Consider the following 13,201-nt stretch of genomic DNA (forward strand, 5'->3'; position numbering starts at 1 on the left):
ACATCGAAATCAATCTTTTTATATCATTTTAATAAAAAACTTTAGTGTAGTTTCTTATAATTACCTCCATAGATCGCTAAACAGACTTGCTTTACGCTTAATGTAATAATTAACCTAAGTCTGAAGTAAAATCATAAGACAGCAGAAACTACTGTCTTATAATTTAGTTTAAGCATGTTACGGTACCGCTACCCCACATTGCAATTATTATTTTTTATCGTGAATGCCAAATATCTTCGTTATACTGCTCAATGGTACGGTCAGATGAGAAGAATCCAGCTTTTGCGATGTTATGGACCACTTTTGTCATCCATAAATCTTGGTCTTCATAGTCTGCTAACATTTTTTCTTTCACTTCAATGTACTCTTCAAGGTCAATCAAAGTCATGAACCAGTCTTTTGAAATCAATTCTTTATAAAGACGATCAAGACGTTCTTCGTTGCCAAATGCTAGCAATTCTGGACTGATAATAAAGTTCACTGCTGCTTTAATAGCAGGGTGGTTATCATAGTAATCTTTTGCTACATAAGAAGCAGTCGCATAAAGGTTGATGATGGTGTCAGAATCTTTACCAAAGGTATAGATATTCTCCATGCCTGCAAGCTCAGCGATTTCTACGTTAGCACCGTCCATTGTACCAAGTGTTAAAGCACCGTTAAGCATGAATTTCATATTACCAGTTCCAGAAGCTTCTTTGGATGCTAGTGAAATTTGCTCAGAAATATCAGTTGCTGGAATCAAGTGCTCTGCTACTGTCACGTTGTAATTTTCAACTAGATGCACATTAAGGTATGGGCTTACTTCAGGGTCATTGTTAATCAATTCAGACAAGCAAAGGATCAAGTGAATGATGTCTTGCGCAATAATGTAAGCAGGCGCTGCTTTACCTCCAAAGATAACAGTGATTTTACGTTTTGGAAGGTTGCCTTTTTTAATTTCCAAATATTTGTGAATCACGTAAAGAGCATTCATCTGTTGACGTTTGTACTCGTGGAAACGTTTGATTTGGGTATCAATAATAGAATGTTCATCAAGCTCAATGTCTTTATTGTCTTTAAGGTAACGTTTAAGAGCTAATTTGTTGTTGAATTTGATTTCAGCCAATTTAGCATGAACAGCTTTGTCATCTGCAAAGGCCATCAATTTTTCTAATTTTGTTGCGTCAGTCAAGTACTCATCGCCAATAAGTTCTTTAATGTAATCAGCCAAGTCTTGGTTAGCAAATTCTAGCCAACGACGGAAAGTAATCCCGTTGGTTTTGTTGTTGAATTTTTCTGGGTAAAGGTCATAGAAAGCTTTTAATTCGCTGTTTTTCAAGATTTCTGTGTGGAGTGCTGCTACCCCATTGACACTTGTTGCAAAATGAATATCCATATGGGCCATGTGCACACGACCTGATTCGTCAATAATTTGAACAGCTGGATCAGACACTTCTGAACGAACAAGAGCATCCAATTTTTCAATGATGGTTACCAAGTGTGGCACTACTTCGTTTAAGTAAGCAGTTGGCCATTTTTCAAGGGCTTCTGCAAGAATAGTGTGGTTAGTGTAACCAACCATATTTTTCACAACAGCTACCGCTTCATCAAAGTCAAAGCCATGTTTTTCAGTCAAGAGACGAATTAATTCTGGGATGACCATTGATGGATGCGTGTCATTAATTTGCACGTAAGCGTAGTCTGCAAGGTCATGAAGGTTTGAACCACGTTCGATAGCTTCATCAATGATTAATTGCGCTGCATTTGACACCATAAAGTACTGTTGGTAAATACGGAGCAATTCCCCATTTTTGTCAGAATCGTCTGGGTAGAGGAACAAGGTCAAGTTTTTAGCAATTTGCGTTTTATCAAAAGAAATGCCGTCTTTGATTAACCCGTAATCAACGCCCTCGATATCAAACAAGTTAAGGTAGTTTTTAGTGTCGCGTTTGTAACCCAAAACATCAATACGATCAAGACGAGATTTCAAGGTGAAGTTCTTAAAAGGCACATCGTAAGAAATGTCTGTTGGAACCAACCATGAGTCATCTTCAATCCAGAAGTTTGGCTCAGCTTCTTGCTCATTGTGTTTGAAGACTTGCTTAAACAACCCACAATGATAGTTTAAACCAACCCCTTCACCATTAATCCCAAGAGATGCAATAGAGTCAATAAAACATGAAGCAAGGCGTCCTAAACCACCATTACCTAGTGATGGTTCTAATTCAACATCTTCGACTTCTGCGATAGACTTGCCAGCAGCTGCCAATTCTTCTTTGATGTCCTTGTAAATTCCTAGGTTAATCAGGTTGTTTGATAGTAATTTACCAATCAAAAACTCTGCTGAGATATAGTAAACTTTGCGTTTAGCAGAATTTTTAGCCTTGTGGCTAGCTTCTTCTTTGACAAAGTTTAATAATGATAGATAAATCTCTTCATTGCTGGCTTGCGTAAGTGATTTTCCTAGTTTAGTTTCAACATATTCTGTAAAGCGTGTCATGTCTTCCTCTTTTCAATAATGTAACATTTAAATATTATCTTGCGCGACCATAAAGATCTGTTAAATAAATAAGGTAATCTTTGTGATCTTGGTTCAATTCACCGTCAAGCATACGCCATTGCCAATTACCTCCAATTGTATTTGGCATATTCATACGACTCTTACCATCTTTATCTAATAAATCTTGGATGCAAAGAATGGCTGTATCACAAACAGAAGCAAAGATTGTTCTTAGCATGGCTTTTGTAATACTTTCATCTGCATGTTTGTGAAGATAGTTATTTACAAAGTGTACTTGTTCTTCACTAAGATTGTCATACCATCCGTTAACCACCTCGTTATCATGAGTCCCTGTGTAAGCGACACAATTACGGTCATAGTAATGTGGTAAATCTATACTTTGACTCGTTATATCAAATAAACCAAATTCTAATATCTTCATGCCAGGAAAGCCTGTTGATGCTAATAGCTGCTCTGCTTTTTCATCAATATAACCCAGGTTTTCTGCGATGATAGGGAGCTCTCCTAAGGCCTCACGAACCGCAGAAAATAATGCTATACCTGGGGCTGAGGCCCAATGGCCATTTCTAGCAGTTTTATCACCAGCAGGAATTTCCCAAAAATCTGAGAAGCCTTTAAAATGATCGATTCTTAGCTGATCATATAGTTTGAAACTTTCTTGAATACGATAAATCCACCATGCAAAATTAGACTTTTCATGAGCAGACCAATTGTAGGTTGGATTTCCCCACAGCTGACCATCTTCACTAAAGCCATCTGCTGGTACACCTGCAATAAACAATGGCTTTTTATCACTATCTACTTTAAATAGCTCAGGCATCGTCCAAACTTCTACACTGTCCGCAGAAACATAAATAGGCATATCACCAATAATTTCTATCCCTTTATGGTTAGCGTAAGTTTTCAAGGCTGACCATTGTTGGTAAAAGAAGTATTGACAGACTTTATGATAGGTAATCTTTTTTGCAAGCAACTCACGGTAATTATTAAGTGAGTCTTCTTGGCGTTTAATGACAGTTTCGTCGTCCCAATCTTGTAAGGCTTTATTGTTAAAATATTCTTTTAAAGCCATAAATTCAGCAAAATCAGTTAACCAGCTAGAAGCTGTTTCAAAAGCTTCTAATTTACACACATTTTCTTGTTCAGCAACAAAAGCTCTCACTGCTTTTTCTAAAAGTGGACGTCTAACTTGAAAAAGCTGAGCATAGTCTACTGCTTCAGGATTTGTGCCGAATGTAATATCACACAAATCTGCTGCTTCTAAAAGTTCATCATCTACTAGCAATTCAAAATCAATGAAATGTGTGTTCCCAGCAATAGCTGAAAATGACTGATAAGGAGAATCTCCAAAACTCGTCGTTGTTAAAGGCAGAATTTGCCAATAGGTTTGTTTCGTCTCTGCTAGAAAATCAACAAATTCAAAAGCTGATTTTCCAAAAGTGCCTATCCCAAATTTCCCAGGCAGGGAACTAATATGCATTAAGATACCGCTTGCACGTTTGTTCATGATTTTTCTCCTTGTGAAATCTATTCATGATGAGATTATAACGCAAGCGCTTGCGTAAGTCAACCAGTTTCCTAAAAAAAGTAACATTCCTTAAAAATGCTACTTTTTTTGTTCTTAATGACTAATATCACGGACGCTTTCTCTTTGTTTTAAACTAAAAGGAACAAAAATAGTCTGACTAAGATTCTGTTCATTGGAATTGATAATATCAAGTAATTGCTTAAAAGACATTTTTCCAAGATTTTCAACATTTATATCAAATGTCGTTAAATAAGGGTGAATTAATTTAGCGTAATTAGAATTATTAAAAGTGATAATTGACATATCATCTGGCACTTTTATATCATAAAAAGATAATAACTGTACCATACGAATAGCCAGAACATCACCAACAACAACCAAGGCAGTTGCTTTAAAGGAAGATATAGTTTCCATCAATATTTCTACGCTAACAGGATCCTTACGATCAAATAACAGCATTGGCTTTGTTTTTAAAGATCGCTTAAAACAACCCTTCAAATAGCCAAGATAACGCTCAGAAGTTACTTCTGATAGTAAATCATCTGTTATAAATAATATGTTGTGATGGCCTTTTTGATAAAGGTGTTCTACTGCTGTTTTAGCCATTAGCTGATTATCATTATCAATATAAGTGGTTTTATTAGTGTCACCTTGTGGAGCACCTACAATGACAAATGGTAAGTTATTTGTCATCAAATATTTTTTGACAGGATCATCTTGATCAGAATAAAGAATAATAAAACCATCAACTCGTTTTTGAAGATGCATCAGTTTCACTTGCTCTATCAGGTCATCAAGAGATATACCTGTAGCAATCGACACAGTAAAATGAGATTCTTTAGCTTCGTTAGTAATAGTCGACAAAATTTCCATAAAGAAAGGTTCACTTAATCTATCGCTAGTTGTAATAGGAGGAAAAACAAGTCCTATATTGTGTGTCAAACCACTCGCTAGAATCTGTGCTGCGACATTTGGAACATATCCCAAATCTGCCATCGCTTTTCTAACCTTCTCTTTTGTCTTCATAGAAATAGATCGATTATCTTTTAATACCCTACTCACCGTCGAAGGGTTAACACCTGCCTTTTGAGCGACATCTTTTATTGTTACCATATTAACCTCGTTACTATATTTACCAAAGATAAACCTTATCATGGGTTTGTCATGTATTTCGTTTCCATTATACAATTATCTTTCAAAAAATCAACTTCAATCAAGATTCCCTTGTCATTTTAACTCAAATTCTCTAAACTATTTTTTTAAAAAAAACGACCTTTTTTTTAAAAAAAGGCTTGACTTTTTCTGCAAGCGGTTGCATAATATTAAGTGTAAGAAATATATCTTAGGAGGAAATAGCTATGAAATCATGGCAAAAAGTTATCGTCGGCGGAGCAAGTTTGACACTTGCAAGTACCTTGTTAGTGGGATGTGGATCAGGTTCAAAAGATAAAAAGGAAGCTGGCGCTGACTCAAAGACTATTAAACTTTGGGTACCGACTGGCTCTAAAAAATCATATGCAGATACCATTGCAAAATTTGAAAAAGATTCTGGTTACACCGTTAAAGTGGTTGAATCAGAAGATCCAAAAGCACAAGAAAAAATCAAAAAAGATGCCTCAACTGCTGCCGATGTCTTTTCACTTCCTCATGATCAACTTGGTCAACTTGTAGAATCTGGTACTATTCAAGAAGTTCCAGAAAAGTACAATAAAGAAATTGCTGCTACTTCTACTGATCAGGCGCTCGTCGGTGCACAGTACAAAGGGAAAACATATGCTTTCCCATTTGGTATTGAATCACAAGTTCTTTTCTACAATAAATCAAAATTAGCTGCTGAAGACGTTACTTCATATGATACAATTACTACAAAAGCAACTTTTGGTGGTACCTTTAAACAAGCTAACACTTACGCTACTGGTCCATTATTCATGTCAGTTGGTAACACTTTATTTGGGGAAAACGGTGAAGATGTAAAAGGTACTAACTGGGGCAATGAAAAAGGCGCTGCTGTTCTTAAATGGATCGCAGACCAAGCTTCAAATAAAGGTTTTGTTAGCTTAGATGCTAACAACGTTATGTCTAAATTTGGTGACGGTTCAGTAGCTTCCTTTGAATCAGGACCGTGGGACTATGAAGCTGCTCAAAAAGCTATCGGTAAAGAAAACCTTGGTGTTGCTATTTATCCAAAAGTAACTATTGGAGGCGAAACGGTTCAACAAAAAGCATTCTTGGGTGTAAAACTTTACGCAGTCAACCAAGCACCAGCTAAAGGTGATACAAAACGTATCGCAGCTAGCTACAAATTGGCATCCTACTTGACTAATGCTGAAAGCCAAGAAAACCAATTCAAAACTCGTAACATTGTCCCAGCCAACAAAGAAGTTCAATCTTCAGAAGCTGTTCAATCAAACGAACTTGCTAAAACCGTTATCACTATGGGTTCTTCTTCAGACTACACTGTCGTAATGCCAAAACTTAGCCAAATGGGCACATTCTGGACTGAAAGTGCTGCTATTCTTAGTGATGCCTTCAACGGTAAAATCAAAGAAAACGACTACCTTACTAAGTTGCAACAATTCGACAAAGATATCGCTGCAACAAAATAATATGATCTCATGTCATCACTGCTATACTAAAACAAGCACAAGGTAAGTACTTCTAAAAAGTTCTTTCCACTTACCTTATGAAGAGTGGAACTAGGCTCCATCACATTTTATTCAAGCTTAGTCTCACTCTTACTTGTTTTTGTTTTACTAGTAGCTTAGTGCTACTTAAATTTTTAACTCTTTAAAAGTTTACGTAACACTTAGCTATTTCATCCTAACAAGAGATTGAATCTGAACTACCACTCTAGTATCCTAAAATAAAGGAGAATCTATATGACTCAGTCAAACTTGACACCAAATATATCTGTAATAGAAGCCTTAAAAAGAGGCAGTTGGGATATTAAACTTTCGAGTATTATCATGGGATTTGCCAACTTTGCTAACAAACAGTTTATCAAAGGAATCTTATTTTTAATAAGTGAACTTATCTTTCTAGTAGCTTTTGTCTCCCAAATCATCCCTGCTATCCGTGGCCTTGTCACTCTTGGTACTCAAACTCAGGGAATGACTACAAAAACTATTGATGGGATTAACATCCAAGTTGCTGTTGATGGCGATAACTCTATGTTAATGCTTATTTTTGGTTTAGCATCACTCATTTTCTGCCTAGTCTTTGCTTACATTTACTGGTGTAATCTCAAAAGTGCTCGTAACCTTTATCTTTTCAAACAAAAAGGTCAGAAGATACCAAGCTTCAAAGAAGATCTTGCCACACTTACAAATGGTCGCTTTCATATGACTTTAATGGCTATCCCACTGATTGGTGTGCTTTTATTCACCATTCTTCCTTTGATTTACATGATCTGTTTGGCCTTTACCAATTTTGATCATAATCACTTGCCTCCAAAATCTTTATTTGATTGGGTGGGACTTGCTAACTTTGGAAATGTTTTAAGCGGCCGTATGGCAGGAACCTTTTTTCCTATCTTCTCATGGACTTTGATTTGGGCTGTTTTTGCCACAGTAACTAATTTCTTCTTTGGTATTATTCTTGCTTTGTTAATCAATACCAAAGGATTAAAGTGGAAAAAAATGTGGCGAACCATCTTTGTTATCACCATTGCAGTTCCACAATTCATCTCATTATTGATTATGCGGAACTTACTCAATGACGAAGGCCCACTAAATGCTCTTCTCAATAAAATCGGCTTGATTAATGGCTCACTGCCATTTTTATCTGATCCTCTTTGGGCAAAATTCTCAATCATTTTTGTCAACATGTGGATCGGTATTCCATTTACCATGCTGATTGCGACTGGTATTATCATGAACCTTCCAAGTGAACAAATTGAGGCTGCTGAAATTGATGGCGCTAGCAAATTCCAAGTCTTCAAGTCTATCACGTTCCCTCAAATTCTCTTGATCATGACACCAAACTTGATTCAACAATTTATCGGAAATATCAATAACTTTAACGTCATTTACCTCCTTACTGGTGGTGGTCCAACAAATTCAGAATACTATCAGGCAGGAACAACAGACTTGCTGGTCACTTGGCTTTATAAATTAACCGTCACAGCTGCTGACTACAATTTAGCTTCTGTTATCGGTATCTTAATCTTTACAGTTTCAGCTATCTTTAGCTTACTTGCTTATACAAGGACAGCATCCTACAAGGAAGGAGCGGCTAAATAATGAAAAACAAACGTCGATTTCAACTTGGACTTGTTTATGCTACTTTAATCATCCTCTCAATCATTTGGCTCTTCCCAATCGCTTGGGTTATTCTTACTAGCTTCCGTAGCGAAGGAACTGCTTACGTCAATTATTTTATTCCTAAGACTTTTACATTAAATCACTACATTAATCTTTTTACTAATGAAACCTTTCCTTTTGGAAAATGGTTTATGAATACTCTTATTGTAGCCACTTTTACATGTATTATTTCAACCTTCATAACTGTTGCCATAGCCTACTCTCTTAGCCGAATTAAGTTTAAGTTTCGCAATGGCTTTTTAAAACTAGCCCTTATTTTAAATATGTTCCCTGGTTTCATGAGCATGATTGCCATCTACTATATCTTAAAGGCCTTAGGTTTGACGCAAACCCTAACAGCACTTGTCCTTGTTTATTCCTCAGGTGCAGCCCTTGGTTTTTACATTGCAAAAGGATTTTTTGATACCATTCCTTATTCACTTGATGAATCAGCTATGATTGATGGCGCTACTCGTATGGATATTTTCTTTAAAATAACCCTTCCTTTAGCAAAACCAATCATTGTCTATACTGCCCTTCTTGCTTTTATGGGGCCTTGGATTGACTTTATCTTTGCACAAGTTATTTTAGGTGATGCTACAAGTAAATATACCGTTGCTATTGGACTATTTTCAATGCTTCAGCCAGATACCATTAACAACTGGTTTATGGCCTTCACTGCTGGTTCTGTCTTAATTGCCGTCCCAATCACTCTCCTCTTCATGTTTATGCAAAAATACTATGTTGAAGGCATCACAGGTGGTTCTGTTAAATAAGTTACAACATACCAAACCTTCTAAGGGCAAGCCCTTTAGGAGGTTTTTGATAAATAAGGCCGTAGATAATCATATTAGTCCTCACATTTATCTTCAGATCAGCCAAATGTATTAATGATTCCTTGACTTTTACCATGAATTCGGATATAACAAAATGATGACATCTAAAATTACCATTAAAGATATTGCACGAGAAGCCGGGGTTTCTGTGGCGACCGTATCTTACGTGTTAAACCAGCGCAATGATCAAAAAATCAGCGAAGAAACCCGCAATAAAGTGCTACATATTAGTAACCTTCTTAACTATACACCTAATCAGGCAGCCAGGTCATTAGTCACACAACAATCAAACAGTGTTGTCCTGTATTACAAATATGCAGATAGCATTTTAGCTAGGGCTGAACAACTGCATACCATTAGCTTTCTATCCCGCCTATTGCATGAGCAGGACTATCAGCTGGTTTGCCTAAATGAAGATAGCACTGAAAAATTTGACTGGGCAGACCTTATTCTGACCTTGGACGTTGATAATGATACCTTTTACAAAATTGGAAAGCTTAATTTCAAACCCTTAATTGCCATTGATAGCTTTGTTAATGATCCCCTCTTCTTTCAAATTAATACAGATTATGCTGCTCTCAAAGATCAGGCTAATCAGTTTTTTAAGGATGAACCTTATACCCTGCTTTCCTTGCCTATCACTAATCGTGAGCGATATGAGCATGTTTCTGCCTTCTTTCCAAGTTTGCACATTGTAAACGACCTAAGAGAGCTAACCTACTTTGAAAAGGAAAATCTTTTACTCATTGATGAGAGTTTGGATCAATTCTTTGTGAACTCTTCGCAAAAACTCTACTGCCCACGTTTTTCCCCCAAAAAAGGGCAAGTTATCTTAGAGGCCATCGAATGGGCCAAAAAACGCCAGCCTGATAAAAAACATAACCTTCTGGTGTAACGCCTGAGAATTAACCTATCTTGACTAATTCCTTGTAACTCAAAACCTTGCCTCTTTAGATAAAGAAGCAAGGTTTTTTGATGTCTAATCTAATAACAGGGCCTGACTTGTCTCATCAATCTCTAAACTGTGTTTTGTAGAACACCCAGGTCAGCATTAATAAGGTACCAAATACTTGGCAATTCATAATCAGTACTGGATCCTGAATAAAGAAACTAAGAGCAATCGCCAGTAGACTCGGCCAAGCCAAACAATTAACCATCAATCCAAGTCCTTCAGAGAAGTTTCGAATCATAAATAGTCGTGATCGTTTAGTCAGAGTCAAAAAGAAAGCGCCTAGACCAATCACAATAAGGGTACCCACACACACCATGAGAACAAACGTCAGCAAAAGAAAACCAAGTACACTGGCTTTATTACTGTCATACCATTGCTGATTGACAAAGTCCTTCACTGCTTTAACTGTTGTCAGGTCAGCGAGTGACTGCTGCTGGCCTCTAACGTGAGCACGGAGTTCCTTGCCATCAGGGGTAACAAAACGCCATTCTTTTTTTGTCACAATAATTTGTCTGGTTGATTCTGATGCCAATTGCTCTAAATCGACCTTTGTCGGTAAAACAGCCAAAACCAATTCACCATCTCGTCGAATCAGAGATTGACCCTGAAACGTATCTTTCTCAATCTTTCCTTGGGTCAATGCTTGATAGGTTTTGTCTGTGATAGGCGACAAACTCTTAGTTACAATCCGTTCCAAGGGATACGTTGTCATGTTAGCATAGTGTAACGTAACTGGAATCATTATTAAGGCGTTCAAAAAAACAATAATAAGAAGATTTTGCCACCAAGTAAACTGAGCTCGGCTGGCAAACATTGCCCTAGGAGAAAGGCAATGTGAAATGTAAGAAATAGGAAATTGTTTTTTATCTGGCATTAAACATTACTCCTTGTCAGGTTACCCTTTGGTACCACCACTTGTTAAACCGGAAACGAAATTTTTCTGTAGGAAGAAAAAGAGAACTGAAATAGGCACTGCAATCAGAATAGCTCCCGCAGCAAATAAGGTTACCTTGGGATTTCTAGCATCATTCGTAATAAACGATTGAAGACCAACTGCTACCGTATAATTTTCTTGCGCCCTTAAAAGGAATTTAGCCAACATGAAGTCTCCGAAAGGACCCATAAAAGCCCATAAGGATTGTACTGCAATCATTGGTCGCACAAGAGGAAGGACAATTTGGTAGAAGGTCCTAAAGTGTCCAGAACCATCTAACTTAGCAGATTCGTCCAAGTCATAAGGTACCGTGTCAAAATAACCCTTCATCAACCAGGCATTCATAGGAATACCACCACCGACGTAAATCAAAATCAAGAACCAGTATTGGTTTAAGGCATTAAAGAGCCACGCCATAACAAAGTAAGCCGTTAAAGCCGCCATGGTAGGAACCATCTGTACGACTAGGAAAAAGATTAAACTTTTTTTGCGTCCAAAGAAATTGTAACGGCTATACGCATAACCTGTCAAAGTGATGACTGTTACTTGTATGAGCATGGTGAAGAATGCCACGATCAAGGTATTCCAATACCATCTTAAGTATAAGGTATCTTGAAAGAGTGTTTTAAAGTTAGACAAGGTCCATGGCCCATCAAAATGAAAACTAAAGGCTGTGGTATTTCCTGGTCTAAAAGCTGAACTGACCGTCACTAGTATTGGGAATAAAATCACGATCACTAAGGAGATTAGATAGAGATAAGTCAATAATTGGGTGAAGAAACGTTTGCGTTTCATGGATATTGAAACATAGGTCTTTCTCATGATCTCTCCTCCATATCAAAAGCTTTAAATTTCTTAAAGGTAATCAACGATACCGAAATCACTATTACAGAGATGATTAAGGTCACTGCCGACGCCATCGAAAACTGAGGCGAGGTTTGTGTGGTCAACTTGTAAATCCAAGAAATCAGAATATCAGTTGTCCCAGCTCCGCCCCCCACAGTACCAGGGCCCCCATTATTAAACAGATAAATAATAGAGAAATTATTGAAGTTAAAGGTGTACTGAGAGATAAAGGTTGGTGCTGCAACCGCAAAAATCATTGGCATGGTGATATGGCGGAATTTCTGTAAGACTGTCGCACCATCAACGGTTGCTGCTTCGTATAAATCAGCTGGAATTGCCTGTAAAATACCTGATACCAAAATATAGATATAGGGAAATCCTAGCCAACCTTGCACCATAATAACAGCCACTTTTGTCCAGAAGGGGTCTGTCTTCCAGGACACAATTCCGAAGTCAACGAAAGGAAGGAATTTCTCGATGAAAGGAAGAACCTGAACATTCATGGCCCCAATGGAATCATTAAAGAAATTACCAAAACTCATAATAGAGATAAATGCTGGAACAGCCCATGGTAACAAGAATATCACACCAAAGAGACGTTTTCCTCTGATAAAGGATTGATTAGCAATAACAGCCGTTGCAATTCCAATAACAATTTGAAGACTTGTCGCTGCTAATGTCCAGATCAGCGTCCATGACAAAACAGATGTAAATGCTGTTTTGAAGGTGCTTAATTCTAAGATATTAAGAAAATTCTTCAACCCTACCCAATCCAATAAACGATACGGAGGAATATGCCTAAAATCGTAATTGGTAAAAGCAATCAGCAAGGTCACTAAAACTGGAAAAATAATAGCGAAAGCCATTGCTAAATAAGCCGGAATGATGAGCAAGTAAGGAAATCCTTTTTCATAAATCGCTTCAAGGGTCTCTTTAGCCGTCACCGGAACCTTCTTGCCTTCATTCATTTGATGTGCAACTAATTTAGCATCTCTCATAGCAACCAAATGAAAAATACCAAATAAGACTAGAGTAATTAATTGCATGGCCCCCTTAATTAACATAAATAAGGAGTGATCTTGCATTGGAACACTTCCAAGACTGTAAAGACCTGTTAAAGCAGGAATTCCTAGAACTACAATTTCTAGTAGCTCTAGGAAGAAAACAACTAATAAGACTCCCCCTTTAACGATTTGTTTATTGTATAGTTGTCCCAAACCTGGGATAACAGATAGCCACATGGCTTTATTAGGCTTCTGTTGTCTTTGGTTCTCTACCATTTTTTATTCCTCTTCTCATAAATG

At 37.2% G+C, this 13,201-nt stretch carries 10 protein-coding genes; 4 read left to right on the top strand and 6 right to left on the bottom strand.

The window, feature by feature from the left end; all coding sequences use genetic code 11:
* Positions 1–214 precede the first annotated feature (214 nt).
* The 3 genes from glgP to B6D67_RS05960 form a co-directional block, all read right to left on the bottom strand.
* A complete protein-coding gene (gene glgP, locus B6D67_RS05950; RefSeq protein WP_010922381.1) occupies positions 215–2,479 on the bottom strand; it encodes a glycogen/starch/alpha-glucan family phosphorylase in 2,265 nt (754 codons plus the stop codon).
* 34 nt (positions 2,480–2,513) lie between these two features.
* On the bottom strand, positions 2,514–4,007 hold the full coding sequence (malQ, locus tag B6D67_RS05955) for a 4-alpha-glucanotransferase (RefSeq protein WP_002992582.1): 1,494 nt from the start codon (positions 4,005–4,007) through the stop codon (positions 2,514–2,516).
* Positions 4,008–4,121: 114 nt separating this feature from the next.
* Positions 4,122–5,141 (bottom strand): LacI family DNA-binding transcriptional regulator, encoded by a 1,020-nt coding sequence (locus tag B6D67_RS05960; protein WP_002992583.1) that lies wholly within the window; start codon positions 5,139–5,141, stop codon positions 4,122–4,124.
* Between the two features lie 245 nt (positions 5,142–5,386).
* On the opposite strand from B6D67_RS05960, the gene B6D67_RS05965 reads away from it, so the two are divergent.
* The 4 genes from B6D67_RS05965 (at position 5,387) to B6D67_RS05980 (ending at position 10,060) form a co-directional block, all read left to right on the top strand.
* Positions 5,387–6,634: an extracellular solute-binding protein gene (locus tag B6D67_RS05965; RefSeq protein ID WP_010922382.1), complete on the top strand. Its 1,248-nt coding sequence runs from the start codon at positions 5,387–5,389 to the stop codon at positions 6,632–6,634.
* 273 nt (positions 6,635–6,907) lie between these two features.
* Positions 6,908–8,269, top strand: coding sequence for a carbohydrate ABC transporter permease (locus tag B6D67_RS05970; protein WP_010922383.1), 1,362 nt, complete (start codon positions 6,908–6,910; stop codon positions 8,267–8,269).
* The gene (locus B6D67_RS05975) at positions 8,269–9,105 is read left to right on the top strand and encodes a sugar ABC transporter permease (RefSeq protein WP_002984240.1); all 837 of its coding nucleotides are present in this window, start codon (positions 8,269–8,271) and stop codon (positions 9,103–9,105) included. The genes B6D67_RS05970 and B6D67_RS05975 overlap by 1 nt, the downstream gene beginning before the upstream one ends.
* 157 nt (positions 9,106–9,262) lie before the next feature.
* Complete coding sequence (locus B6D67_RS05980; RefSeq protein ID WP_024623490.1) at positions 9,263–10,060, top strand: LacI family DNA-binding transcriptional regulator; 798 nt, start codon at positions 9,263–9,265, stop codon at positions 10,058–10,060.
* Positions 10,061–10,175: 115 nt separating this feature from the next.
* Here B6D67_RS05980 and B6D67_RS05985 read toward each other — a convergent pair whose 3' ends face one another.
* The 3 genes from B6D67_RS05985 to B6D67_RS05995 are packed head-to-tail and all read right to left on the bottom strand — an operon-like array spanning position 10,176 to position 13,177.
* Positions 10,176–10,991, bottom strand: a complete 816-nt coding sequence (locus B6D67_RS05985; RefSeq protein WP_010922385.1) for a DUF1189 domain-containing protein — start codon at positions 10,989–10,991, stop codon at positions 10,176–10,178.
* Positions 10,992–11,012: 21 nt separating this feature from the next.
* The gene (locus B6D67_RS05990; RefSeq protein WP_010922386.1) at positions 11,013–11,873 is read right to left on the bottom strand and encodes a sugar ABC transporter permease; all 861 of its coding nucleotides are present in this window, start codon (positions 11,871–11,873) and stop codon (positions 11,013–11,015) included.
* Complete coding sequence (locus B6D67_RS05995; protein WP_010922387.1) at positions 11,870–13,177, bottom strand: carbohydrate ABC transporter permease; 1,308 nt, start codon at positions 13,175–13,177, stop codon at positions 11,870–11,872. Before B6D67_RS05995 ends, B6D67_RS05990 begins: the two co-directional genes overlap by 4 nt.
* Positions 13,178–13,201 lie beyond the last annotated feature (24 nt).

Origin of the sequence: Streptococcus pyogenes (assembly GCF_002055535.1) — a bacterium.
Taxonomy (GTDB): Bacteria; Bacillota; Bacilli; order Lactobacillales; family Streptococcaceae; genus Streptococcus; species Streptococcus pyogenes.

Bases quoted from the DNA above. Each gene is read 5' to 3' on its own strand.
- B6D67_RS05980 (WP_024623490.1), top strand. From the start codon at position 9,263: ATGACATCTAAAATTACCATTAAAGATATTGCACGAGAAGCCGGGGTT.
- B6D67_RS05970 (WP_010922383.1), top strand. From the start codon at position 6,908: ATGACTCAGTCAAACTTGACACCAAATATATCTGTAATAGAAGCCTTA.
- B6D67_RS05975 (WP_002984240.1), top strand. From the start codon at position 8,269: ATGAAAAACAAACGTCGATTTCAACTTGGACTTGTTTATGCTACTTTA.
- B6D67_RS05965 (WP_010922382.1), top strand. From the start codon at position 5,387: ATGAAATCATGGCAAAAAGTTATCGTCGGCGGAGCAAGTTTGACACTT.
- glgP (WP_010922381.1), bottom strand. From the start codon at position 2,479: ATGACACGCTTTACAGAATATGTTGAAACTAAACTAGGAAAATCACTT.
- malQ (WP_002992582.1), bottom strand. From the start codon at position 4,007: ATGAACAAACGTGCAAGCGGTATCTTAATGCATATTAGTTCCCTGCCT.
- B6D67_RS05990 (WP_010922386.1), bottom strand. From the start codon at position 11,873: ATGAGAAAGACCTATGTTTCAATATCCATGAAACGCAAACGTTTCTTC.
- B6D67_RS05995 (WP_010922387.1), bottom strand. From the start codon at position 13,177: ATGGTAGAGAACCAAAGACAACAGAAGCCTAATAAAGCCATGTGGCTA.
- B6D67_RS05985 (WP_010922385.1), bottom strand. From the start codon at position 10,991: ATGCCAGATAAAAAACAATTTCCTATTTCTTACATTTCACATTGCCTT.
- B6D67_RS05960 (WP_002992583.1), bottom strand. From the start codon at position 5,141: ATGGTAACAATAAAAGATGTCGCTCAAAAGGCAGGTGTTAACCCTTCG.